The sequence below is a fragment of the Microbacterium meiriae genome, from assembly GCF_025143875.1.
Classification (GTDB): Bacteria; Actinomycetota; Actinomycetes; order Actinomycetales; family Microbacteriaceae; genus Microbacterium; species Microbacterium meiriae.
The window spans coordinates 55,513-80,455 of sequence record NZ_JAMBDU010000001.1 but is presented as its reverse complement, the minus strand read 5'-3'; the positions used below and the strand labels follow the sequence as shown (position 1 = coordinate 80,455).

The following is a 24,943-nucleotide window of genomic DNA, read 5'->3' as shown; positions in this document are numbered from 1 at the left end:
TCAGGCGTTGATGCCGAGGACGGCGGCAGTGGCGGTGGTGGACTCCTCCGCGAGCTCCGCGTCACCGTTGAGCTTCCGGCCGAAGGTGGGGATGAGTTCGCGCAGCTGCGACTCCCAGCCCGGGTACTCGCCGGGGAAGCACTTCTTCAGCAGGTCGAGCATGATCGGCACGGCCGTGGAGGCGCCGGGCGACGCACCGAGGAGGCCCGCGATCGAGCCGTCACCGGCCGCGACGACCTCGGTTCCGAACTGGAGCACGCCGCCCTTCTTCGGGTCCTTCTTCATGACCTGGGCGCGCTGACCGGCGTCGATGAGCGTCCAGTCCTCGTCCTTCGCGGTGGGCATGAAGGTGCGGAGGCTGTCGACCTTCTTGCGGTGATTCTTCATCAGCTCGCTGATGAGGTACGTGATGAGGTCGGGGTTCGCGAAAGCCACCCGCAGCATCGGCCAGAGGTTGTGCGGACGGACCTGCGTGACGATGTCGAGCATCGACCCGTTCTTGAGGAACTTGGGGCTGAACGTCGCGAACGGGCCGAACATGAGCGAGGCCTCGCCGTCGACGACACGCGTGTCGAGGTGTGGGACCGACATCGGCGGGGCGCCGACCGAGGCCTGCGAGTAGACCTTGGCCTTGTGCTGCGCGACGATCTTCGGGTTGGTCGTCTTGAGGAACTGTCCACCGATCGGGAAGACGCCGTAGCCCTTGATCTCGGGGATGCCGGAATTCTGCAGGAGCTTGAGCGCCCACCCGCCCGCGCCGACGAACACGAACTTCGCCTTGATCTCGTTCGGAGTGCGGCCGATCGTCGTGCGGTACTTGATGAGCCAGGTGCCGTCCTTCTGACGCGTGAGCGACTTGACCTCGTGGTTCGTGCGGACCGAGACGCCCGAGTCGCGGAGGTGGCCGAAGAGCTGGTGCGTGAGCGCACCGAAGTCGACGTCCGTGCCGGCGGGCACCCGGGTGGCCGCGAACGGCTCACCCTTGCGGCGCTTCTGCATGAGCAGCGGCGCCCACTGGTTGATGACGCGGGAGTCCTCGCTGTACTCGATGCCCGCGAACAGCGGCTGCTCCTTGAGCACCTCGTAACGCTTCTTGAGGTACGCCACGTCCTTCTCGCCGCGCACGAACGTCATGTGCGGCGTCGCGTTGATGAAGGTCGACGGCTCGTCCAGCACGCCCTTCTCGACGAGGGAGGACCAGAACTGGCGGCTCTGCTGGAACTGCTCGTTGATCGAGATCGCCTTGGCGGGGTCGAGCGGCGCGTCACCCTGCTGCGGCATGTAGTTCAGCTCGCACAGCGCGGCGTGCCCGGTCCCGGCGTTGTTCCAGGGATTCGAGCTCTCCTGCGCCACGTCCGACAGCCGCTCGAAGGCGACGATCTTCCAGTCCGGCTGCAGCTCGTGCAGCAGGGTACCCAGGGTGGCGCTCATGATGCCACCGCCGATCAGGACGACATCGACGTTTTCAGTCACTCGAACAGTCTAGTTCGCGGGCAGGACACCGCAGACCATGCGGCCGTCAGGAGACCGGGGCGAGACGCTCCGCGAGCACCTCGGCGATCTGCACCGCGTTCAGCGCCGCCCCCTTGCGGAGGTTGTCGTTGCTGATGAAGAGCACGAGGCCCTTGCCCTCCGGAGCCGACTGGTCGGCGCGGATGCGGCCCACGAAGCTCGGGTCCTTGCCCGCGGCCTGCAGCGGGGTCGGCACCTCGTCGAGCACGACACCGGGCGCCGCGCTCAGCACTTCCCTGGCGCGGTCGGGCGTCAGATCGCGGGAGAACTCGGCGTGGATCGACAGCGAGTGGCCCGTGAACACCGGCACCCGGACGCACGTGCCGGCGACGCGGAGGCCGGGCAGCTCGAGGATCTTCCGGCTCTCGTTGCGGAGCTTCTTCTCCTCGTCGGTCTCGTTGTCCCCGTCGTCCACGAGGTTGCCCGCGAGCGGGATCACGTCGAAGGCGATCGGGGCGACGTACTTCTCGGGCTCGGGGAAGTCGACCGCGGAGCCGTCGTGGACCAGGCGGAGGGTGTCGCCCTGCGCGAGCACGCCCTCGACCTGGCCGAGCAGCTCCTGCGCGCCGGCGAGTCCGGAGCCGGACACCGCCTGGTAGGTCGACACGATCAGGCGCTCGAGGCCTGCCTCGGCGTCGAGGACCTTCAGCACCGGCATCGCGGCCATCGTGGTGCAGTTCGGGTTGGCGATGATGCCCTTGGGGCGGTCGTCGATCGCGTGCGGGTTGACCTCGCTGACGACGAGCGGGACCTCGGGGTCCATGCGCCAGGCGCTGGAGTTGTCGACGACCACGGCGCCGGCCTCGGCGAAGCGCGGCGCGTATGCCCGGCTGGCGGTGGCACCGGCGGAGAACAGGGCGATGTCGATGCCCGACGGGTCGGCCGCCTCGACGTCTTCCACGATCACCGTCTGCCCGCCGAACTCGATCGCCGTGCCGGCGGAACGCGCCGACGAGAACAGCCGCAGCTCGCGGATCGGGAACGAACGCTCCGCGAGAATCTCGCGCATCACGGTGCCCACCTGGCCGGTGGCGCCGACGATGGCGACGGAGAGTCCTGATTCGGAGATGCGGGTCATGATGTTCCTTGGCTTCGTGCGGTACGGCGTACGAGGCTTCGGGCGCGGCGTCGGGATGCTGAGGCTGCGCCTGGCGCCGGTGTCAGGGTTTCCGCGAGTCTATCGCGCCACGCTCCCCTCGGCTCTCCTCCGTACGCCGCTCGCGAGAGCACGCTGACACGCGGGCGCAGGCGAGCGTGGGCGACAGAGCCTGCGTCGGCGCGAAAGCCTGCGGTGGCGCGAGCGCGCGAGAACAGGCAGACCCGCGGAAACAGGCGAGCGCGCGGGCGCAGGCGAGCGTGGGCAGCACGGCCTGAACAGGCGCGAAAGCCTGCGGTGGCGGGAGAAGAGGGAGCTCGTGAGGGGGTCAGCGACCGGTGCCGGCGTGAACCGTGGCCTCCGCGTCGCCGTCGAGGCCGTAGGCGGTGTGCACCGTGCGGGCGGCCTCGGTGAGGTCGGTGTCGCGGAGCACGACCGAGATGCGGATCTCCGAGGTGGAGATCATCTCGATGTTGATGCCGCCGGCGGACAGGGCCTCGAACAGGGTCGCCGAGACGCCGGAGTGCGTGCGCATCCCCGCGCCGACCACGGACAGCTTGCCGATCTGGTCGTCGTGGATGAGGTTCTGGAAGCCGACCTCGGTCTGCTCGCCGGCGAGGGCCTTGAGCGCGGCAGCGGCGTCGGCCTTGGGAACCGTGAAGGAGATGTCGGTGCGTCCCGTCGCCGACACGTTCTGGACGATCATGTCGACGTTGGCGCCGGACTTCGCGACGATCTTGAAGATCTCGGCGGCCTTGCCAGGGACGTCCGGCACCCCGGCGACGGTGATCTTGGCCTGGCTGAAGTCGGTGGCGACGCCGGCGACGATCGGTTCTTCCATGACTGCTCCCTCGGCTTCGCGAGGGTTCTTCATGCCCTCGCCCAGAACGTATGTGCCCTCGGCCGACGAGAACGTCGACCGGGCGTGGATGAGGACGCCGTGCCGGCGGGCGTACTCCACGGCACGGATGTAGAGGACCTTGGCGCCGTTGGCGGCGAGCTCCAGCATCTCCTCGCTGGAGACGTGGTCGAGCTTCTGCGCCTTCGGGATCACCCGCGGGTCGGCCGTGAAGATGCCGTCGACGTCGCTGTAGATCTCGCAGACATCGGCGGACAGTGCGGCCGCCAGCGCGACGGCCGTCGTGTCGGAGCCACCGCGGCCGAGCGTGGTGATGTCCCGGGTGTCGCGGTTGAAGCCCTGGAAGCCCGCGACGATCACGATCGCGCCCTCGTCGAGCGCCTCGCGGAGCCGGACGGGCGTGACGTCGACGATGCGCGCCGCGCCGTGCTGCGAGTCGGTGATCATGCCGGCCTGGCTGCCGGTGAACGACCGCGCCTCGAAGCCCATGGAGTGGATCGCCATCGCCAGCAGCGCCATCGAGATCCGCTCGCCGCTGGAGAGGAGCATGTCGAGCTCGCGCGGAGCAGGGATCGGCGCGACCTCGTTCGCGAGGTCCAGCAGCTCATCGGTCGTGTCGCCCATCGCGCTCACGGCGACGACGACGTCGTGACCGGCGCGACGGGTGTCGACGATGCGCTTGGCGACGCGCTTGATGCTCTCTGCGTCGGCGACGGACGAGCCGCCGTACTTCTGCACGATGAGGGCCACGTTCACTCCCTGGGATGTCGGGCGGATCCGCCCACGGTCATTCTACGATCGGCGCGCATGCCGCCCCGCGCATGTGACGGCTCAGGCCGGCGCAGGCGGAACGGGCGTCACCGGACGCAGGCGGCCTCCGGTGGCGGCGAACCAGCAGCCGATGATGATCAGCGGGAATCCGAGGAGGAGACCAGGGGTGAGGGGCTCGGCGAGCACGATCGCCCCGAGCACGATCGCCACGACCGGGTTCACGTAGGTGAACAGCGGCGCCCTGACCGGTCCGACCTCGCGGATCAGCGCGAAGAAGGCCAGGAAGGCCAGCGCCGTGCAGATCACGGCGAGGGCGAGCAGGGCGCCGATCGACGGGAGCGTCGGCACCTCATGCTGAGTGAGCAGCCCGATCGGGAGGTAGAAGAGGCCGATCATGAGCAGCGACAGCGTGATCGTGCCGAGTGAGGGGACGTCGTTCAGCTTGCGCGCCACGATGAACGGCGCGATCGCGTAGAGCACCGCGACGAGCAGCACCTCCCCGGCCGCGAGCAGGCTCACCTCTCCCCCGAAGAGCCCGGGACCCGCCACGACGATGGCCACACCGATGAAGCCGACCAGAAGACCGATGCCGCGGGCGGGACGCAGCACGCCGCGGTCGCCGCCGCCCAGCGCGATGAGGGCGGCGAACAGCGGCACCGTGGCCACGAGGAGTCCGGTCATGCCGGAGGGCAGTGTCATCTCGGCGTGTCCGAGGAGGAGGAACGGTCCGGCCATCTCCACGGCCCCGAACGCCAGCACCCACGGCCAGTGCCGGAGCGCCGCACGGAGGGCGCCGCTGCGCAGGGCGAACGGCAGCAGGAGGAGCGCGGCGATCAGCGTCCGTCCGGCGACGATCGCCGGCGGGGAGATCGAGTCCACCGCCACGCTGATGAAGAGGTAGGGCACGCCCCACAGCAGGGCCATGGCCCCGAAGAGCAGCCAGCCCCGGCGGGAGAAGCCGGACTGCGGGGTCACAGCACGCGCCGGCCCTCGAAGGCCCGGCCCAGCGTCACCTCGTCCGCGTACTCGAGGTCGCCGCCGACCGGGAGGCCCGAGGCGAGCCGTGAGACCGTGATCTGCATCGTCGTGAGGAGCCGGCTCAGATAGCTCGCCGTCGCCTCCCCCTCCAGGTTGGGGTTCGTGGCGATGATGACCTCCTGCACGGTGCCGTCGGCGAGTCGCGTCATGAGCTGGGCGATCCGGAGGTCGTCCGGCCCGATGCCCGCGATGGGGCTGATCGCGCCGCCGAGCACGTGGTACAGGCCGCGGAACTCCCGTGTGCGCTCGATCGCCGCGACGTCCTTCGCGTCCTCGACCACGCAGATCAGCGCCTGGTTGCGGCGGGGGTCGCGGCAGATCGCGCACCGCTCCTGCTCCGCGACGTTGCCGCAGATCTCGCAGAACCGGACGCGGATGCGGATCTCGGTCAGCAGCTCCGCGAGACGGGCGACGTCGAACGTCGGCGTCTGCAGGATATGGAACGCGATGCGCTGCGCCGACTTCGGGCCGATACCGGGAAGGCGGCCGAACTCGTCGATCAGCTCTTGGACGATGCCGTCGTACATCAGGAGAACCTCGTGGGGGGCTCGTAGGGCTCTTCGCGAAGGAACGTCGCGCCGAGCACCTGGCGGATCACGGCCTCACCGTAGCGCTGCACGCCGCCCGCGGCGGGGGTGCGCTCGATGACGACCGGCGGAGCAGCCGCGGGGGCCGTGCGCGCGGCAGCCTGCGGGGCCGCCGTCGGTGTCGTCCGCGGGGAGGGAGGGCGGTCGTACGGAGCCGGGGGCTCGTAGGCCGGATCGTACGGCGGCTCCTCGTCGAACGCGGGAGCGTCGTCTTCGCCCGGCAGCGGCGGCTCGTCGCGGTCGACCCTGCCGTCGGCCGGCGGGGTCGGGGCGGCGGAGGCGGCCTCGACCTCCTCCGGCTCGTCGTCGACGGCGAGGGGCGCCGCGGGGGCGGCGGCCGGTGTCGCGGCGTCAGCGGTCGGGATGGAGGCGACCGCCCACTCCGTCACGGGAGCGGTGGCGGCGCGCGTCTGCGGGCGGGAGGGCCGTGCTGACGCAGGCTCCGATGCGGGAGCGGCGTCGGCCGGCGCGGTGGATCCGGACGAGGCCGGCTGCCGCGGCGCACCGCCGGGTGGCATCGGTGCCGGGAGGTACTTGACACGTACCCCGACCTCCTGCTCGATGGCTGTGCGGAGGTGGTCGGAGGGGCCGGATCCCGGCGTGGTCCCCTTGAACTTCGCGACGTCATGCTGGCTCGTGAACCCGAGGGTCAGCACCTCGGAATCACCGTCGTAGGCGAGGGGCTGCACGGCGGTCGCGAGCAGCCAGGACGTGCGGCTGATGCCTTCCAGACGCTTCAGCACGGCCGGCCAGGCGTCGCGGACGCGCTCGAACGTGACGGGAGCGGACGGCGCGGAGGACGACTGCGGGGACGGGGTCGGAGCGGGCTGGGGCTCCGGAGCGTGGCCGGACTCGGGAGTGATCTCGGGCTCCGGGGTGCGCTCGGGCTCCGGAGCGGGCGCAGGCTCGGGCGCGTCTGCAGGGGCGGTCGGAGCAGATGGAGCCGACGCCGCGGGCGTCGAGGGCGCCGCCGGAGCGGGCGTCCTCCCCGTGTCGGATGCGACGGTCGGAGACGGCGTCGCGGTCGCCGGCGGGACCACCGGCGGGTGCGTGGTGGCCGGCGGGTGCAGCGCGCCCGACGCGGCGGTGCCGGACGCCGCCGAGCCTCCGGGTGCGGCGGCGAGGACACGAGCGACCATGAGCTCGAGGTGGAGCCGCGGCGATGTGGCTCCGGACATGTCGTCCAGTGCCGCGCTGACCACGTCGGCGGTACGCGAGAGGCGCGCGGCGCCGAACGACTCGGCCTGCCGGCGCATCCGGTCGAGCTCGTCCTCCGCGATGCCGCGGAGGACGGCGGAGGCACCGGAGCCGACGGCGGCGATCACGATGAGATCGCGCAGGCGCTCCAGCAGGTCGTCGACGAAGCGCCGCGGGTCCTGGCCGGTCTGCACGACGCGGTCGATGGCGGGGAAGGCGGTCGCGGCGTCGCCCGCCGCCAGCGCATCGACGATCTCGTCGAGGAGGGCCCCGTGGGTGTACCCGAGCAGCGCCACCGCGCGCGCGTAGCCGACGGTGACGGTCTCCGAGCCGGCCGGGGCGTCCGAGCCCGCGATGAGCTGGTCCAGCAGCGACAGCGTGTCGCGGGGCGAGCCTCCTCCGGCGCGGACGACGAGCGGCAGCACACCCTGCTCGACGATCACGCCCTCTTCCGCACACAGCTTCTCGACGTACTCGAGCATCGCAGCGGGCGGGACCAGTCGGAACGGATAGTGGTGGGTGCGCGAGCGGATCGTGCCCAGCACCTTCTCGGGCTCCGTCGTGGCGAAGATGAACTTGACGTGCGGCGGGGGCTCCTCCACCAGCTTCAGCAGCGCGTTGAAGCCCTGCGGGGTGACCATGTGCGCCTCGTCGAGGATGAAGATCTTGAAGCGGTCGCGGCTCGGAGCGAAGGTGGCCCGTTCCCGCAGGTCGCGGGCGTCATCGACGCCGTTGTGGCTCGCCGCGTCGATCTCGACGACGTCGAGCGATCCCCCGCCCGCCCTGGACAGCTCGACGCAGCTCGGGCACGTCCCGCAGGGGGTGTCGGTCGGCCCTTCCGCGCAGTTCAGGCAACGGGCGAGGATGCGCGCCGAGGTGGTCTTGCCGCAGCCACGCGGACCGGAGAACAGATAGGCGTGACCCACACGGTCGCCGCGCAGCGCGGTCATGAGCGGATCGGTCACCTGCGACTGCCCGATCATCTCGCCGAACGTCTCGGGTCGGTAGCGGCGGTAGAGGGCTGTGGTCACCCCTCCAGCCTACGGCGTGCCACCGACGTTGCTCCCCTCTCGCTCGACCCGGCCTCTTTAACGCGAACCACCCCGTTGCGGACGCCCGCAACGGGGTGGGACGCACGCAACGGGGTGGGTCGGCGGTCAGTCGATCGGCTCGATGACGGGGATGGCGCTCGTGATCACCGGGACCGAGGCGGAGAGCCGGGTGCCGTCGTCGCGGCGGGCGTCGGCGAACTCCTGCAGCGTCGGGCGACCGGGGATCACGGGCCCCTGGTTCGCGAGGGGGACGATGACGTCGTCCTCCAGGGTCGCGATGTAGGCGTTGTCGCGCACGCTGAACGGCACCGGAGGACCGCTGCGCACCTGCACCCGCAGCTCGTGCCGCGTGACGGTCACCTGCATCGCCGTGCCCTGCCACTGCAGCGGGAACGACAGCGAGGGCCAGGACTCCGGGAGCCGCGGGTCGAAGCTGAGGTCGCCGCCGTAGTCGCGCATCCCACCGAAACCGCACACGAGGGCCGTCCACACCCCACCCGCCGAGGCGACGTGCACGCCGTCGGCCGCGTTGTGGTGCAGGTCGTGCAGATCGACGAACAGCGACTGCTCGAAGTACTTCTGCGCGAGGTCCTGGTAGCCCACCTCCGCCGCGAGGATCGACTGCACGACCGCCGACAGGGTCGAATCGCCCGTCGTCAGCGGGTCGTAGTAGTCGAAGTCGGCCTTCTTCTCCTCGGGCGAGAAGTGGTTGCCCTGCAGGAACAGCGCCAACACCACGTCGGCCTGCTTGAGCACCTGGAAGCGGTAGATCACGAGCGGGTGGAAGTGCAGCAGCAGCGGACGCTGGTCGGCCGGGGTGTTCGCGAGGTCCCAGACCTCCCGCTCCAGGAACAGCGAGTCCTGCGGGTGGATGCCGAGGCTCTCGCTGTACGGGATGTACATCGCCTCCGCCGCCCGCTCCCAGGACTCCGCCTCACCGGATCCGAGACCCGTCCGCTCGACGAGGGCCGCGTAGTCCTCCGGGTAGCTGTCGCGGATCTCCCGCACGACCTTGGCCGCGTAACGGAGGTTGTACCGCGCCATGACGTTCGTGTACAGGTTGTCGTTCACGACGGTCGTGTACTCGTCCGGGCCCGTGACGCCGTGGATGTGGAACGTCTGGAGGCCATCGCCGGCACCGGACTGCTCCACGAGCCGCGACCCCCGCCAGAAGCCGAGGGTGGCCCAGAGCCGCGCGGTCTCGATCGCGACGTCGGCACCCTCGCGACGCAAGAACGCCTCGTCCCCGGTCGCCCGCACGTACTTGCCCAGCGCGAAGCTGATGTCGGCGTTGATGTGGTACTGCGCCGTGCCGGCGGCGTAGTACGCCGAGGCCTCCTCGCCGTTGATCGTGCGCCACGGGAACAGTGCGCCGGCCTCGTTGAGCTGGGCGGCCCGGCGACGCGCGGCGGGGAGCATCTTCACCCGGGCCCGCAGCGCGTTGTAGGCCCACCGCGGCGTCGTGTAGGTGAGGAAGGGGAGCACGTAGATCTCGGTGTCCCAGAAGTAGTGGCCGCTGTAGCCGGAGCCGGTCAGCCCCTTGGCGGGGACGCCGGCGCCGTCGGCCCTTGCCGAGGCCTGCGCGAGCTGGAACAGGCACCAGCGGGTGGCCTGCTGCAGGTCGTCGCGCCCGCCGATCTGCACGTCGCTGCGCTCCCAGAACGCGTCGAGCCACTCGCGCTGACGACGGAACACCGTCTCCACGCCCTCGTCCGCGGCCCGGTCGAGGGACCGACGGCAGCGGTCGACGAGCTCCCGCGGGGGCACCCCGCGGGAGGAGTGGTAGCTGACGAGCTTGGTGATCGTGATGGGGACGCCGGCCTTCGCCTGCACACGGAAGACGTTCTTGGCGATGTCCGGCTCGATGAGCGTCCGGACGTTGTAGTCGTTCTCCGTCTCGATGATGTGATCGGCGACGACGGCGACGGTCATCCCGGACGCGGCGACCCGATACGACAGGGCGGAGCGCAGGCCGTCCTGCCAGTGCTCGGCCGGCTGCAGCACACGGTCCGCGATGCGCTCGGCCTTGCGCGGGTCGAAGGCGGCGCCCTTGGTCGTCATCGGAGAGCCGGCATACACGCCCGCCCCGTCCTGACGGTTGAGGAGCTGGCAGCTGATCGTGACCGGGGCGTTGGCGTTCTCGACGACGACCTCGAGCCGCAGCACCGCGAGGTGGCGCTCCTCGAAGCTCACGAGACGCTGATCCCGCATGCGCACCCGCTTGCCGGAAGGCGTCTCCCAGACCACGCGCCGCTCCAGCACGCCCGTGCGCATGTCGAGCGTGCGGGCGTACTCGCGCACGTCCGCGTCGTCGAGGGAGATCGGCTCGTCGTCGACGTAGAGCCGCATCACCTTGGCGTCGGGGGCGTTGACGATGGTCTGGCCGACCTCGGCGAAGCCGTAGGCCTGCTCGGCGTGCCGGATGGGCCAGGTCTCGTGCAGACCGTTGATGAAGGTGCCGTGCTCCTGCGCGCCACGCCCCTCGATGTGGTTGCCCCGGAGCCCGAGGTAGCCGTTGCCGACCGAGAACAGCGTCTCGCCGACGCCCTCCTCCGAGTAGCGCGTCTCGATGAGACGCCACGGGTCGACGGGGAAGCGGTCGCGGTCGATCATGCGGTCTCCGGGGTGTCGGTACGGGTGGCGGGAAGCAGGACGCCGAGGTCGTCGACGACGTGGGTGGCTCCGGCGGCCCGGAGCGCGTCGGCGCCCGCTCCGCGGTCGACGCCGATGACCACGGCATACCCCGCCGCGGCGGCGGAGGCGGCACCGGAGGTGGCGTCCTCGACGGCGATGCTGCGGGCCGGGTCGACGCCGAGGGCCGTGGCGCCGGCGGCGAACATGTCGGCAGCGGGCTTGGAGGCGAGGTGCTCGCGCTCGGCGACGACGCCGTCGATCACGACGCGGAAGAAGGAGCGGATGCCGGCGGCCGCCAGCACCTCCTCGGCGTTCTTCGAGCTGGAGACGACGCCGAGCGGGATCCCGGCGGCGTGCAGCGCCTCGACCACGGCGAGGGAGCCGGGGAACGGAGCGATGCCCTGGCTGCGGAGGGAGGTCGCGAACGCGGCGTTCTTGCGGTTGCCGATCCCGCAGATGGTCTCGGCCGACGGGTCGTCGTCCACCGAGCCCCACGGCACCTCGACGTTGCGGCTGCGCAGCAGACTCGCGACGCCGTCGTAGCGCTTCTTGCCGTCGACGTAGGCGAAGTAGTCCTCGTCGGTGTACGGCGGAGTGATGTCCCAGCGGGCGAAGACGTCGTCGAAGACCGCCTTCCAGGCGCGCATGTGCACCTCGGCGGTCGGCGTGAGGACGCCGTCGAGGTCGAACAGCACACCGTCGGCGTGGAACAGGTCGGGCAGCGCGTGTGGCACAGAGCCTCCAGGAGAAGGACGAGGGTCGGGTCGGCACCTCTCCGTGCCACTGTGCAAGCGTAATGGCGGTGACGCGCGCGGGGTAACCCCGGACCGGGATCAGAGCATCTCGGCGGTCTGCCTGGCGATCTGCAGCTCCTCGTCGGTGGGGACGACGAGGACCGTCACGGCGGACGCATCCGTGGAGATGACACGGATGCCGCGCTCCTTCGCCTCGTTGCGGGCGGGATCGATCTCGATCCCCGCGAAGCCGAGCGTCGCCATCGCCGCTGCCCGCACAGGGGCCGCGTTCTCGCCCACGCCGGCGGTGAAGGACACGACGTCGACCCCGCCCAGCTGGGCGATGTAGGCGCCGGCGTAGGCCCGGAGACGGTGGACGTACACGTCGAAAGCGAGTGTCGCGGCCTCTTCGCCCGCAGCGACCCCGGCGAGGATGTCGCGCATGTCGCTGCGACCGGCGAGGCCGGCCAGCCCGCTGCGGGTGTTCAGGAGCGCGTCGAGGTCGTCGATCGTGTAGCCGGCACGGCGCGACAGGTGCACGAGGGCGGCCGGATCGAGGTCGCCCGAGCGCGTCCCCATGACGAGCCCCTCGAGCGGGGTGAGTCCCATCGACGTCTCCACCGAGCGGCCGCCCTCGATCGCGGTGACCGAGGCGCCGTTGCCGAGGTGGAACACGAGCTGCCGCAGGGAGCTGAGATCGCGGCCGAGGAAACGCGCGGCGGCCGCGCTGACGTACTGGTGGCTCGTGCCGTGGAAGCCGTATCGACGGACCCGGTGCGCGGCGGCGAGCTGCGCGTCGATCGCGTAGGTGTAAGCCGCGGGCGGGAGCGTCTGATGGAACGCCGTGTCGAAGACCGCGACGTGCGGGACGTCGGCGAACACGGCGCGGGCCGCCCGGATGCCGGCGAGGTTCGCGGGGTTGTGCAGCGGCGCCAGCACGGCGAGCTCGTCGATCTGCCGCTCGACGTCGGCATCGATCAGGGTCGGCGCGTAGAAGCGCGCCCCACCGTGCACGACCCGATGCCCCACCGCGACCGGCGGATGGGCATCGAGCAAAGGACCGTGCGCGGCGAACTGCGCGCGCATGACCTCGAAGGCCGCAGCGTGGTCGGGGATGGGCTGCTCGTCGCGGTAGGTGGCGTCGAGCATCGTGGCCGACGGTCCGTCACCCGGCTCCGGGCGCACGGTGTGGGCGACAGGGCTGGACTCCTGTCCGATGCGCTCGATGAGCCCGCTGGCGAGTTCGTCCTCGTGCGCGGTGTCGATGAGGCTGTACTTCAGCGAGGACGACCCGCTGTTGATGACGAGGATCGCGCTCACGCCCCCTCCCCCGATCGCTCGTCGCCCTGGGCCTGGATCGCCGTGATGGCCACCGTGTTCACGATGTCGTCGACGAGCGCACCGCGGGACAGGTCGTTGATGGGCTTGTTGAGCCCCTGCAGCACTGGACCGATGGCCACGGCGCCGGCGGAGCGCTGCACCGCCTTGTAGGTGTTGTTGCCGGTGTTGAGGTCGGGGAAGACGAACACGGTCGCCCGCCCCGCCACAGCCGAATCCGGCAGCTTGGCCTTGGCGACCGCCGCGTCGGCGGCGGCGTCGTACTGGATGGGGCCCTCCACCAGGAGTTCGGGAGCGCGCTCGCGCACGAGTGCCGTCGCCGCCCTGACCTTGTCGACGTCGGCTCCCGACCCGGACTCACCGGTGGAGTACGACAGCATCGCCACGCGGGGGTCGATGCCGAACTGCCGGGCGGTGGTGGCGGACGAGATCGCGATGTCGGCGAGCTGCTCGGCCGTGGGATCGGGGATGACCGCGCAGTCGCCGTACACGAGCACGCGGTCGGCGAGGGCCATGAGGAACACGCTGGAGACGACGTTCACACCCGGCTTCGTCTTGATGATCTCGAAGGACGGACGGATCGTGTGCGCCGTGGTGTGCGCGGCACCGGAGACCATGCCGTCGGCGAGTCCGAGGTGCACCATCATCGTCCCGAAGTAGGAGACGTCCGTGACGGTGTCGGCGGCCTGCGCGAGCGTGATCCTCTTGTGGGCGCGCAACCGGGCGTACTCGGCGGCGAAGCGCTCCACGAGGGCCGGGTCGGTGGGGCTCACCACGTGCGCACCGGCGATGTCGAGGCCGAGCTCCGCCGCCCGCGCACGGATCGCGCCGTCGTCGCCGAGGATGGTCAGCTCCGCCACCTCACGGGACAGCAGCGCCGCCGCCGCGCGGAGGATGCGGTCGTCGTCGCCCTCGGGGAGGACGATATGGCGACGGTCGGACCGCGCGCGCTCCATCAGTCCGTACTGGAACATGAGCGGCGTGACGACGTGCGACTCGGCGAGCCCGAGCTGCTCGGTGAGCTCGGCCACGTCGACATGCGCCTGGAAGAGTCCGAGTGCCCGGTCGTAGCGACCGCGCGAGTCGGCGGAGATGCGACCGCGGGCGCCCATCACCCGTACCGCCGTGTCGTAGGTGCCGAGGTCGGTCGTGATGATCGGCACCGAGGAGGCGAAGCCGTCGAGCAGCTGGAGGATCGGTTCGGGCAGGGGGAAGGGACCGTTGAGGATGATCCCGGCGATCCGCGGGAACGTGCCGGAGGAGTCGGCGAGGAGGGCGGCGAGCAGCACCTCGGTGCGGTCGGCGGGGATCACGACGACGGCCTCGTCGGTGAGACGCGGCAGGACGTTCACCATCGACATCCCGGCCACGACGATGGACAGCGCGACCGCGGTCAGGCGATCCTCGTCGCCCTTGAGCAGCGTCCCGTCGACGGCGGAGACGATGCCGCGGATGGACGGTGCGACGAGCGCGCGGTCCTCGGGCAGCGCCCAGACCGGGGTGCCGGCGGGGAGGACGGCGCGCACCGCGTCGACGATGGCATCGAGCCCGTCCGGGTCGGCCCTGTTCACGGCCACCGCGAACAGCTCCGCGCGCTCCTCGGCGAGTTCCGGCAGCGCGAGGGCGGCGATCTGGCCGACGGCGGCGGGCACCCGCGCGGTCGTGGTGCCGAGCTGCTCGGCCTGCCGCTGCTGGTCGCGCCCGCTCAGCACGAGCAGGACGGGGGCGCCGAGGTTCGCCGCGATCCGGGCGTTGAAGCCGAGCTCCGCGGGGCTCGCGACGTCGGTGTAGTCGCTGCCGACGATCACCACCGCGTCGCACTGCGCCTCGACGGCCTTGAAGCGGGCGACGATGGTCGACAGCGCGCCCTCCGGATCGGCGCGCACATCGTCGTAGGTGACGCCGATGCAGTCCTCGTAGTCGAGCTGGACGCCGTCATGGGCGAGCAGCAGCTCGAGGATCTCGTCGCGCTCCGCGACCGCCCGGGCGATCGGGCGGAAGACCCCGACGCGCGGTGACACGCGCATCAGCGCGTCGAGCGCCCCCAGGGCGATCGTCGACTTCCCGGTGTGGCCTTCGGCCGAGGTGATGTAGATGCTCCGCGACACGGCTCCAGCTTAGGCGGGCGCCCCGACACCGCACCCCACAGCTGCCGTGACAATCGCGGCGGTCACTCGCACGGGCCGGAGAGCACGTCGACGACCGCCGTCGCGTCCTCCTGATACCGCGTGTAGTAGTCCCGATCGGTGTTCACCTGCACCCGGTGGATGGCATGCGAGGGCGCCATCGACGGCCAGTCGGGCACGCGTCCGAGGCGCTCGAAGAACAACCGGGCGGCGGTGGCCGGATCCATCCGCTGCTCCACGCTCCCCCACCAGTCCTGCTGCTGGAAGAGGCCGATGCTCGTCGTGCGCGATCCATCCGGATTGGTCCAGCCGCGCGTCTCCCAGTCCCCGTAGTCGATGTTGCGCAGACTGCTCTCGCCCATCGCGGTCATGACGCCGAGGATCTGGCCGTCCCGCGCGAACCCGAGCTCGTCGGCGGTGCGGATGATGGTCGCAGCGTTCTCGAGCTGTTCACCGCTCCATCCGGCCACCCCTGCCTGGGGGAAGGTCGACGGACGGTCGAGGCAGACCGGCGCCGGATCCCTCGCCAGCCCCAGCGGGATGAGCACGAGCAGCGCCGCCCCCGCGGCCACCACGGCGGCGGACACGGCGACGCGCCGCAGGGTCCGCTTCCGCTGTGCGCGCCGGGCGGCTCGACGGCGGGCCTCGCGGCGTCGGCGGTTGGCGGCCTCGCGCGACGCGGCGGGCCGCCGGGTCGACGTGGTCCGCGTCCCCGTCGTCCCTCTCGTGCGCGGAGCCGTCATCGTCCGACGGCGCGGCGCTGGTCGGGACGCCGTCCGGCGAGCGCGGCCGCACCGCCCCCGATGGCACCGAACAGATGGCCCTGCCAGGACACGCCGTCCGCCACTCCGAACACCCCGGCCAGCATGGTGCCGCCGTAGAGGCCGATCACGACGACGGCGATCACCGCGTAGAGGATGCGATGCGCCACGCGGCCGGGGGCGAACACCCGCATCACCACGTAGCCGAAGTAGCCGAACACGAGTCCGGAGGCGCCGACCGTCAGCGTGCCGGGCGCGTTCACGAGCCAGGTCCCGAGCCCGCCGACGACCGCGACGATCACGGTGACCGCCCAGAATCGGCGCGTGCCCTCGACGGCCACCAGGCAGCCCAGCACGAGGAACGGGACGGAGTTCGCGATCAGATGCGCCCAGCTCGCGTGCAGCAGCGGCGCGAACACGATCCCGAGCAGCCCGGCGGGATCCCACGAGCGGATGCCGAGGCCGCTGAACGAGCCCGGCAGCACGGCGTCCGCGAACTGCACCGCCCACATCGCCGCGAGCAGCAGCACGGGCGACGCGAATCGCCGCAGCGGATGCTCGGGTCTGGCCGGCGGAGGAACGGTCACCGCTCGATTGTCGCAGGAGCACCCTGGGGCCGGCTGGACGCGGGCAAAAGAAAAGACCCTCCGCGCACCCAGCAGAGCCCGGTTACCCTTGCTGCGTTTCCGCCCTGGGGGAATTGGCCTGGATGCCGCCACGCGGAGAGCCGTCGTCCACTCTACCCGACGCCGACCGGCGCGATGACACACCGCACTCTTTGAGAGACTGTGCAGGTCATGGATCCGCTCGCCCACCCGCTCTCGTCGTGGCGGTTCCGCGGACCGCTGCGCACGTACCAGGCCGAGGTGCTGGAGCGCATCGAGGTCGGCTCCGACGAGAAGATGCACGTCGTCGCACCGCCGGGTTCCGGCAAGACCCTGCTCGGACTGCTGCTCGCCGCGCGGGAGGGACACCGCACGCTCGTCCTGACTCCGACGCTCACCATCCGCCAGCAATGGCTCCGGGAGGCGCGGAAGCTCGCCCCCGAGGACGACGCTGTCTCGGACGATCCGCGGCGGCTCGGAGACCTCACCGTGCTGACCTACCAACTCCTCAGCGTCACCGGCGACGGTTCGCCGTTCGAGGAGCTGGCGCGTCATCGGTGGATCGCCGAGCTCGCCGAGACCGATCGGTCCGAGGCCGATGCGGCGACCTGGCTCGCCACACTCGAGGTCGACAATCCCGATCGCTACCGCTCAGGACTGCGGCGGCGGGTACGCCGGGTGCGCCGCTCGTTCTCGCAGCAGCGCCCGGAGGAGCTGGCCCGGGTGCTGCACCCCAACGCCGTGGAGGTCATCGACGCGATCGTCGGCTCCGGAGTGCGCACGATCGTCCTGGACGAGTGCCATCACCTGCTCGACCACTGGGCGCTGGTCGTCGCCTACCTGGCGGCGCGCATCCGGGCCGCGGGATCGCCCCCGGTCCTGATCGGCCTGACGGCGACGCTCCCCTCCCCCGACGACGGTGTCGAGTACGAGAACTACACGCGCCTGCTCGGAGACGTGGACTACGAGGTGCCCGCCCCCGCGGTGGTGAAGGAGGGCCACCTCGCGCCCTATCGGGACTCGATCTGGTTCACCCAGCCGGACCCGACCGAGGCCGCCTTCATCCGCCGGCACGAAGCCCTGCTCGCGGATCTCGTCGGGCAGGTGTTGTCCTCGCCGGATGGCGTGGCGTATCTGGAGGCGACGTTGCAGCCGGAGCCGGCGGCGGGCTCCGTGCCACCGACGGGGACGGATGACCCCGACATCGCGCGGCGGGCACGGCTGGAGCACGCGCTCTCCACGGACTTCACGCTCACCCGGGCCGCCGGCGTCGTCCTCCGAGCCGCGGCGCCGGGGCATCCGCTCGGCGCGCTCCTGCCGCCGGGGCTGTTCGGCCGCTGCACGACCGACGACCTCCTCACCGTCCTCACCCGTTTCGCGCAGACGCGCCTACTCACCGACCCCACCGCCCTGCGCCAATGGGAGCACGTGCGCGGAGCTCTCGCGGATTTCGGCCTGCACCTGACCGATCGGGGGCTGCGACGCGGCCGGGACCCGGTGGAGACCACACTGACGTCTTCGGTGGCGAAGGACCGCGCAGCCGTGGACATCCTGCGCCGCGAGCTGAGCGGAGACGCCGGCGCCCGGATGCGGGCGGTGATCGTGACCGACTTCGTCGAGCACGGGAGCCGCCGCGGGCTCACCGGGCAGCCCGCCGGCGCGCTCCGCGTCTTCGACCTCCTGGCCGCCGACGAGGTGACAGGGACGCTGCGTCCGGTGCTGCTGACCGCCCATCATCTGCGGGTGCGGGCCGTCGATGCCGCCGACCTCGCGGAGCAGCTGTCCGCGGTGCTCGGGGACGAGGTGACGGTCGTCGACGGAGCAGGAGGCACGCGGGATCTCCGCGTCGCCGAGGCCGGACGGGGCCAGGTCGTCGCGGCCGTCTCGGAGCTGATCCGACGCGGCACCGTGCGGGTGCTCGTCGGCACCCGAGGACTCCTCGGCGAGGGGTGGGACTGCCCGTCGGTGAACACGCTGATCGATCTGACCGCGGTGGCGACGAGCACCGGCACCCAGCAGCTCCGGGGGCGCACCCTGCGTCTCGACCCCGCATGGCCGGAGAAGGTGGCGCACAACTGGTCGGTGGCGTGCGTCATCCCCGCGTCCGTCGACCTGGACAGCCCCGCCGAGACGCAGCGCCTGCGACGACGACACGGACACCTCTGGGGGCTCAGCGCCGACGACGGCACCCGGATCGTCTCGGGACTGGACCACGCGCTCCCCTCCGCCGCGATCGCCGCACTCGACGACGTCCTCGAGAAGGTCCCCGGCGCCACGATCGAGAGGATCAACGAGGAGACGCTCTCGCGGCTCCCCACCCGCGCCCAGACCAGAGCGGACTGGCGGATCGGCGAGCCTCACGACTCCCGGGAGCGCGACGTGGTCTCCGTCCGCACGACGCCGGAGGCCCGCCTGCTGCGGACGGGACCGACCCTCGCCGCTGCCGTGCCCCTGACATTCGGATTCAGCGCGACCGGCATCGCCCTCGGAACGGCGGCGTTGGGGGCGATCGGCGCAGTCTCCCTCCCGCTGGAGGCGGGCGTCACCGTCGCGGCGCTCGGCGGCGTGCTGGCGACCGCTGTGGTGTGCGGGTCCAGCGTGCTGCGCGCGTTGCACCGCCTCCGTGACCCCGCTGCTCTGTACGGCGGCGCCGCGCTGGCCATCGCCCGGTCCCTCCACGACGCCGGACGGGTGGGGCCCTTCGATGCCTCGACCGTCCGGGTGCGCAACCGCTCCGCCGCCGACTTCTGGATCGAGATCGCCGGACCGCGGAGCGACCGCGCACTGATCGCCGATGCCCTGCAGGAGCTGTTCGCCGTGGCCGAGAGCCCGCGCTTCCTCCTGCGGGTCGACCAGGGGATCTTCGGCCGGCCCGGTCCCGTGCTCGACCGCATCCGCTCGATCGTCGACCGCGCCGTCCCCGGTCGTCGTCTGCTGCCGGTTCCCGCAGCGCTCTCCCGCCGCCGAGCCGACGCCGAGGCTTTCGCCGCGCGGTGGCGGGAGACGGTCGGGCAGTGCGAGCTCCACGAACTCCGGGGGACGACGGGTCTCGCGCTGCTCCAGGTCGCCCGCCTCACCCCTGCGCTGCTCGACCCCGCGGAGCCGCGGTACCGGATCTGGGGCTGACGGCCGACCCTGCCGTCCCCGCAGACCGGCCAGCCCGACATGGTCCCGCAGGCCGTGCGGAGCGTACGATCGATGCACGCGCATCGTTGCGCCGGACGAGAGGGAACGCATGCCAGAGAACGCCCCCCTGAGCCCGGTCGCGATCGACGCCGACGGATTCGCCGCACAGACGGCGGCCATCCTCGGCTCGATCAGCCAGGTGATCGACGGGAAGCCCGAGGCCGTGCGCAGCGCCCTCGTCTGCCTGCTCGCCGAAGGCCATCTGCTCATCGAGGACGTGCCCGGGGTCGGGAAGACCATGCTGGCGCGCGCCCTCGCCGCCACCGTCGATGCCACCGTCCGGCGCATCCAGTTCACCCCGGATCTCCTTCCCGGCGACGTGACGGGCGTGTCCGTCTACAACCCCGTCGACCGCGAGTTCGAGTTCAAACGCGGCGCCATCTTCGCGCACATCGTCATCGCCGACGAGATCAACCGCTCCTCCCCCAAGACCCAGTCGGCGCTGCTGGAGGCCATGGAGGAGGGGCAGGTCACGGTCGACGGCTCCACCCACCGGCTGCCCGATCCGTTCCTCGTGGTCGCCACGCAGAACCCGCTGGAGATGGAGGGCACGTACGCGCTCCCCGAGGCGCAGCGCGACCGCTTCATGATGCGCATCTCGATGGGCTACCCCGATCCCGCGGCCGAGGCCCTCATGCTCCGGCAGCGCGACGTCGTGAATCCGCTGGCGACCGTCACCCCCGTCGCGGACGCCGCCGCGATCTCCCAGCTCATCGCGTGGGCGCGCGCCGTGCACGTGGCGCCCGCCCTCGAGGAGTACGCCGTCTCCCTCGCCCAGGCGACGCGGAACGACCCCAGCCTGCACCTCGGCGCCAGCCCGCGGGCCACGCTGCAGCTCGTCCGCGCCGCGAAGGTCTGGGCCGCGCTGGACGGCCGCGACTACGTCATCCCGGACGACATCACCGACCTGCTGATCCCCGTGTTCGCGCACCGGCTGCTCCCCGCCCGCGGGGCCCACCGTGCCGGCGCGCAGCCGGTCGAGGCCGCACTCACCCAGATCGCCGAGCGCGTCCGCGTCCCCGTCGCGACCCGCTCCTGAGGACGCGATCATGCGCCGACGTCGACTGCTCACGCCGCGCGGCACCGGTGCGCTCGTCGCCGCGCTCGGGTGCGTGATCGCGGCCAACGTCCTCGGCGCCAGGATCCTCCTGTACCTCGGGATCCTGCTGGCTGCGCTCACGCTGTTCGCCGCCCTCGCCGTGCGTCTCCCGCGACGCTCCGGAACGGTCAGCCGACAGATCTCGACCGACCTGCTCACGGTCTCGGAGACCTCGCGGGTGACGGTCCGCTTCACGCTGCGCGCCCTCCGGGTCCCGCACGGGCTCTGGCACGACGTCCTCCCCACCGCGGTCGCCGGCGACTCGGGGGGCGAGTATCCCGGGGACACACCCCAGCTGAACTACCTCATCACCGGTGTCCGCCGGGGTGTCTGGCCGCTGGGCCCCCTCCTGCTGCGCACCGTCGACCCGTTCGGTCTCGCCCAGCGCGAGCAGGCCTTCGGCGACACGCGCACCATCACGGTCGTGCCGGAGGTCTTCGCGCTCACCCCGCTCGCCGTGCGGATCGGCGCCGCGGGCGGGACCGCGCACACCTCGTCCACCCGCCTGGGCCAGGGCAGCGACAACCTCTCCCCCCGCGGCTACGCACCGGGTGACTCGATGCGACGCATCCACTGGAGGGCGACGGCGCACCGCGGCGAACTCATGGTCCGGCAGGAGGAGGAGGAGTCGAGCCCCGACGCGGTCGTCGTGCTCGACCGCGCCGCCGGCGGCTGGACCACGGGGACCGATGCCGTCGACCCGGCGTTCGAGGCCGCGGTCTCCCTGTGCGCGTCCGCCGCCGTGCACCTCGCTGCGGAGGGGTACAGCGTCGACGTGCTGGACAGCGCCGGCACGCTCCTCGGCGTGCTCCGCGGACACGAGGACGACAGGGACGGCCTGCTGGTCTCCCTGGCGATGGTGACGCCGCGCGGCGAGAGGCGCGACCTCGCCGCGCTCCTGGGCGGGACACCGCCGGGGCCGCTCGTCTACGTGACCGGTCGGCTGGACGAGGAGGACGCCGCGCTCCTGCGTCCGGCGGGGGCCGCAGCGCCGCTGCTGTTCAGTACCGATCCGCTCCCGGGAACGGAGGACGCCGCCCGCCAGCACGGCTGGACCGTGACCCGGCTCGGCGTCGACGTCGCGGATGCCTGGGACGACGCGCTGTCGGCGCGGACGGGAGCCGCCGATGTTCCGCGCTGAGCGCACGCGACCCGCCCCCGTGCCCGCCGACACCCGCGCACGCTGGCACCGTGACCGGGAGGAGCCGCCGTCCGGTGTCCTCGCTCCGGCGGCCCTCGCCGGCCTCGCGGCCCTCACGGCGCTGTGGCCGTTCACCGCCGTCATCGCTCCGGGGACCTGGTCGTTCGTCGCGACCGTCGTCATCATCGCGGTCGTGGGGGTCGGCGCGCTCGTGCGTCATCTCCTACGCGGGCGTTCGGAGGGTATCGCCGGGCTGCTCGCCCTTGTGGCGCAGGTCATCGTGGCGGTCGGCGTCCTCACGCTGCTCCTCGCCGGAGACACCGCGATCGCGGGGGTCGTGCCGACGCCCCGCACCTTCGGCCTGTTCCAGGCCCTCGCCTCCGCCGCGGCGGAGGAGATCGTCTTCGGTTCGGCCCCGCTGGAGGCCTCCCCGGGGCTTGCGGCCGCCCTCGGAGCAGGCTTCGCGGTCGTCGCGATCCTGCTCGATCTCCTGATCGCGAGTCGCTCCGCCGTGCTCACGACCGTTCTGCTGGGCGTCACCGGTGCGGTGCCCATGATCATCACCCTGGGTGCCCCGAATGTGGCCTGGTTCGCCCTCGCGGCGGTCGTGGCGCTCCTCGTGTTCCGCTTCACTGCACGTCGGCATCCGGAGTCACCGCGCCGCGCGTCGGCCGGCGTCGCGGTCGCCGTCGGTGCCGCCGCGGTCGCGACCACCCTCGTCGTGACGCCGCTGCTCCCGGTCGGCTCGACCATCACCGGCACCGGGGTCGGCGTGACCGTCGATGCCTCGCTACGGCTGGGCGACGATCTGCGGCAGCCGAGTCCGGTCGAGGTGCTGACGGTGGCCGCGAAGACCGACACCGCCCCGTATCTCCGCCTCACGACGCTCTCCCGGTTCGACGGCCGCGTCTGGCAGCCGGATCGCGGGGACCTGCAGTCTCAGGTCGACGGCTTCGGGGATCCGGAGTGGGGGGACGACATCACCACCGCGGAGCAGACGACCTCGATCCGGGTGCTGCGCATGTCGAGCTCCTGGCTCCCGCTGCCGTATCCGGCGACGGAAGTGCAGGGTCTGAGCGCCGCGTGGCGCGTGTCGCCCGAGAACCGCACCCTCTTCTCCCGCCGCGCCGATGCGGTCGGCAACGACTACACGGTCACCTCGCTCCGCGTGACGCCGACCCTGGAGCAGATCCGCGCCGCGGAGGCCGCCCCGCCCCTCGCGGACGCGGAGGACGAGGACGTCGAGCTTCCGGGGATCATCTCCCGGCTGGCGACGGAGGTCACCGCGGACGAGGAGACCGACTACGACCGCCTCGTCGCCCTGCAGAACTGGTTCCGGTCGCAGTTCGAGTACTCGCTGGAGACGCCGGTCGACGAGGGGTTCGACGGGACCGGCGCGGACGCGGTGGCACGATTCCTCGAAGAGCGGTCCGGATACTGCGTGCACTTCGCCGGCTCCTTCGCCCTCATGGCCGAGAGCCTGGGCATGCAGGTGCGCATCGTGGTGGGCTACCTCCCCGGGGCCCTCACGGACGAGAAGCGCGGAGACGAGTCGATCTTCTCGGTGTCGAGCGATCAGCTGCATTCCTGGCCCGAGGTGCTGTTCCCCGGGATCGGCTGGGTGCCGTTCGAGCCGACCGCCTCGCTCGGCGTCCCCACGGCCTTCCGGGCGGGCACGACCGCAGGCGGGACCGGCGGAGGCCCCGCCACTCCTGCGCCGACGACCGCACCGCAGACGGAGGAGACCTCCGGCCCCGAGGTCGATCGGCGGGATGCCGATGCCGGCTCGACGGACTCCGGAGAGCTGCGCCGGCTGGACCCGATGCCGGTGGTCCTCACCGTGCTCGGCGTCGTGGCGCTCCTCCTCCTTCCCGCGCTCGTCCGGCTCGTCGAGCGGCGCCTCCGGCTGCGCCGTGCCGCACGCGGAGACGCCGCCGCGGCCTGGGCGGAACTGCGCGACACCCTGATCGATCTCCGGATCGCGGTCTCGGATGCGGACAGTCCGCGGATGCGGGCCGCCGGGCTCGTCAGGGATGCGGGAGCCGACGAGGCTGCGCTGGGGCGGCTCATCGCGGCGGTGGAGCGCGCCAACTACGCCCGCGCGTCCGCGGCGGAGGACGACCTCGGCGCGCCCTTGCAGTCCGTGCTCGCCAGTCTCCGCGCGCATGTCGACGGGTCGACGCGGGCACGCGCACTGCTGCTGCCGCGGTCGCTCTACGCCCCGCGCGGATCAGACGCCCGGCTCCTGGTGTGACCGTCGTCGTCGCGCCGCTCAGGCCCGCGTCGGCACGGTGGCCGCATGCGCCGGGCACGCGACGGCCTCGCAGTCCGCGCAGACGACGGACTGCACGCGGCACGACGGGTCAGGGCAGTTGGCGGTGCGCTTGGTCGCCGCGCCGCATCCCACGCACACACCGATGACCCGCGCGTGGTCCGAGAAGTCGACGGATCCACGCCCGTCGAAGACGTAGAGCGATCCGTCCCAGAGGCCGTCGTCGCCGAAGGTCTCCCCGTAGCGGACGATGCCGCCCTCCAGCTGATACACCTCGCCGAAGCCGCGGGCGACCATGAGACTCGACAGCACCTCGCAGCGGATGCCGCCGGTGCAGTACGTGACGACGAGCTTGCCCTTCAGGTCGTCGTAGGTGCCGGAGTCGAGCAGGCGCACGAAGTCCCTGGTGGTCTCCGTATCCGGCACGACGGCGCCACGGAAGCGTCCGATCTCGGCCTCCAGCGCGTTCCGTCCGTCGAAGAACACGACCTCGTCCCCGCGCTCGGCGACCAGGGCGTGCAGCTGTTCGGGGGTGAGCCGCGCGCCCCCGCCGACGACGCCGTCCGCGTCGACCCGCAGCTCATCCGGGGCGCCGAACGACACGATCTCGTCGCGCACCTTCACACTCAACTTCGGGAAGTCGAGGCTGCGACCCGACGCGTCGAGCCCGGTGCCCTCGCTCCACTTGATGTCGGCGTCGCGGAAGGGCGCATAGGAGCGGAATGACCGCACCCATTTCTTCAGCACCGGGAGGTCGCCGCCGAGAGTGCCGTTGATGCCCTGCGACGAGATCAGCAGCCGACCGCGCAGCCCCAACGCCTCGCCGAGATCGCGCTGCCAGACGCGGATGGCCTCCGGGTCGGCGAGCGGGGTGAACGCGTAGAAGAGGAGGATCTTGGGGGTGGCCACCCAGGAATCCTACGTCGCCTCCCGCG

At 71.7% G+C, this 24,943-nt stretch carries 17 protein-coding genes and 1 other RNA gene; 4 read left to right on the top strand and 14 right to left on the bottom strand.

What is annotated here, in order from left to right:
* The 13 genes from M4D53_RS00375 to ffs form a co-directional block, all read right to left on the bottom strand.
* Positions 1-1,473 carry a malate:quinone oxidoreductase gene (locus M4D53_RS00375; protein WP_187662160.1) on the bottom strand — a complete coding sequence of 491 codons (1,473 nt, stop codon included), beginning with the start codon at positions 1,471-1,473 and terminating at the stop codon, positions 1-3.
* A gap of 46 nt (positions 1,474-1,519) precedes the next feature.
* The gene (locus tag M4D53_RS00370; RefSeq protein ID WP_187662161.1) at positions 1,520-2,590 is read right to left on the bottom strand and encodes an aspartate-semialdehyde dehydrogenase; all 1,071 of its coding nucleotides are present in this window, start codon (positions 2,588-2,590) and stop codon (positions 1,520-1,522) included.
* 346 nt (positions 2,591-2,936) lie between these two features.
* Complete coding sequence (locus M4D53_RS00365; RefSeq protein WP_025104257.1) at positions 2,937-4,217, bottom strand: aspartate kinase; 1,281 nt, start codon at positions 4,215-4,217, stop codon at positions 2,937-2,939.
* An 81-nt stretch (positions 4,218-4,298) separates the two neighbouring features.
* Positions 4,299-5,213, bottom strand: a complete 915-nt coding sequence (locus M4D53_RS00360) for a DMT family transporter (protein WP_187662162.1) — start codon at positions 5,211-5,213, stop codon at positions 4,299-4,301.
* On the bottom strand, positions 5,210-5,803 hold the full coding sequence (recR, locus tag M4D53_RS00355; RefSeq protein ID WP_025104255.1) for a recombination mediator RecR: 594 nt from the start codon (positions 5,801-5,803) through the stop codon (positions 5,210-5,212). Before recR ends, M4D53_RS00360 begins: the two co-directional genes overlap by 4 nt.
* Positions 5,803-8,091, bottom strand: a complete 2,289-nt coding sequence (locus tag M4D53_RS00350; protein WP_259951382.1) for a DNA polymerase III subunit gamma and tau — start codon at positions 8,089-8,091, stop codon at positions 5,803-5,805. Before M4D53_RS00350 ends, recR begins: the two co-directional genes overlap by 1 nt.
* A gap of 126 nt (positions 8,092-8,217) precedes the next feature.
* On the bottom strand, positions 8,218-10,725 hold the full coding sequence (locus M4D53_RS00345) for a glycoside hydrolase family 65 protein (protein WP_187662164.1): 2,508 nt from the start codon (positions 10,723-10,725) through the stop codon (positions 8,218-8,220).
* Complete coding sequence (locus tag M4D53_RS00340) at positions 10,722-11,480, bottom strand: beta-phosphoglucomutase family hydrolase (protein ID WP_187662165.1); 759 nt, start codon at positions 11,478-11,480, stop codon at positions 10,722-10,724. Before M4D53_RS00340 ends, M4D53_RS00345 begins: the two co-directional genes overlap by 4 nt.
* A 99-nt stretch (positions 11,481-11,579) precedes the next feature.
* Positions 11,580-12,800, bottom strand: coding sequence for an acetate/propionate family kinase (locus M4D53_RS00335; RefSeq protein WP_259951381.1), 1,221 nt, complete (start codon positions 12,798-12,800; stop codon positions 11,580-11,582).
* Positions 12,797-14,926 (bottom strand): phosphate acetyltransferase, encoded by a 2,130-nt coding sequence (pta, locus tag M4D53_RS00330; protein ID WP_259951380.1) that lies wholly within the window; start codon positions 14,924-14,926, stop codon positions 12,797-12,799. Before pta ends, M4D53_RS00335 begins: the two co-directional genes overlap by 4 nt.
* Before the next feature lie 62 nt (positions 14,927-14,988).
* On the bottom strand, positions 14,989-15,687 hold the full coding sequence (locus tag M4D53_RS00325) for a hypothetical protein (protein WP_259951379.1): 699 nt from the start codon (positions 15,685-15,687) through the stop codon (positions 14,989-14,991).
* Positions 15,684-16,292 (bottom strand): rhomboid family intramembrane serine protease, encoded by a 609-nt coding sequence (locus M4D53_RS00320; protein WP_259951378.1) that lies wholly within the window; start codon positions 16,290-16,292, stop codon positions 15,684-15,686. The genes M4D53_RS00325 and M4D53_RS00320 overlap by 4 nt, the downstream gene beginning before the upstream one ends.
* Positions 16,293-16,340: 48 nt before the next feature.
* Positions 16,341-16,437: signal recognition particle sRNA small type (gene ffs / locus M4D53_RS00315), an RNA gene on the bottom strand.
* A gap of 65 nt (positions 16,438-16,502) precedes the next feature.
* Between ffs and M4D53_RS00310 the strand changes: the two genes are divergently transcribed.
* The 4 genes from M4D53_RS00310 (at position 16,503) to M4D53_RS00295 (ending at position 23,990) form a co-directional block, all read left to right on the top strand.
* Positions 16,503-19,436, top strand: coding sequence for a DEAD/DEAH box helicase family protein (locus tag M4D53_RS00310; protein WP_259951377.1), 2,934 nt, complete (start codon positions 16,503-16,505; stop codon positions 19,434-19,436).
* Between the two features lie 109 nt (positions 19,437-19,545).
* The gene (locus tag M4D53_RS00305) at positions 19,546-20,535 is read left to right on the top strand and encodes an AAA family ATPase (protein WP_187662170.1); all 990 of its coding nucleotides are present in this window, start codon (positions 19,546-19,548) and stop codon (positions 20,533-20,535) included.
* Between the two features lie 10 nt (positions 20,536-20,545).
* Positions 20,546-21,736, top strand: coding sequence for a DUF58 domain-containing protein (locus M4D53_RS00300; protein WP_259951376.1), 1,191 nt, complete (start codon positions 20,546-20,548; stop codon positions 21,734-21,736).
* Complete coding sequence (locus tag M4D53_RS00295) at positions 21,723-23,990, top strand: transglutaminase TgpA family protein (protein WP_259951375.1); 2,268 nt, start codon at positions 21,723-21,725, stop codon at positions 23,988-23,990. The genes M4D53_RS00300 and M4D53_RS00295 overlap by 14 nt, the downstream gene beginning before the upstream one ends.
* Before the next feature lie 18 nt (positions 23,991-24,008).
* Here the strand turns inward: M4D53_RS00295 and trhO are convergent, their stop codons facing one another.
* Complete coding sequence (gene trhO, locus M4D53_RS00290; RefSeq protein WP_259951374.1) at positions 24,009-24,917, bottom strand: oxygen-dependent tRNA uridine(34) hydroxylase TrhO; 909 nt, start codon at positions 24,915-24,917, stop codon at positions 24,009-24,011.
* Positions 24,918-24,943: the final 26 nt, after the last annotated feature.

Excerpts from the sequence above, each read along its gene's own strand:
- M4D53_RS00370 (WP_187662161.1), bottom strand. The coding sequence starts at position 2,590 with ATGACCCGCATCTCCGAATCAGGACTCTCCGTCGCCATCGTCGGCGCC.
- recR (WP_025104255.1), bottom strand. The coding sequence starts at position 5,803 with ATGTACGACGGCATCGTCCAAGAGCTGATCGACGAGTTCGGCCGCCTT.
- M4D53_RS00345 (WP_187662164.1), bottom strand. The coding sequence starts at position 10,725 with ATGATCGACCGCGACCGCTTCCCCGTCGACCCGTGGCGTCTCATCGAG.
- M4D53_RS00325 (WP_259951379.1), bottom strand. The coding sequence starts at position 15,687 with ATGACGGCTCCGCGCACGAGAGGGACGACGGGGACGCGGACCACGTCG.
- M4D53_RS00310 (WP_259951377.1), top strand. The coding sequence starts at position 16,503 with ATGGATCCGCTCGCCCACCCGCTCTCGTCGTGGCGGTTCCGCGGACCG.
- M4D53_RS00305 (WP_187662170.1), top strand. The coding sequence starts at position 19,546 with ATGCCAGAGAACGCCCCCCTGAGCCCGGTCGCGATCGACGCCGACGGA.
- M4D53_RS00300 (WP_259951376.1), top strand. The coding sequence starts at position 20,546 with ATGCGCCGACGTCGACTGCTCACGCCGCGCGGCACCGGTGCGCTCGTC.
- M4D53_RS00295 (WP_259951375.1), top strand. The coding sequence starts at position 21,723 with ATGTTCCGCGCTGAGCGCACGCGACCCGCCCCCGTGCCCGCCGACACC.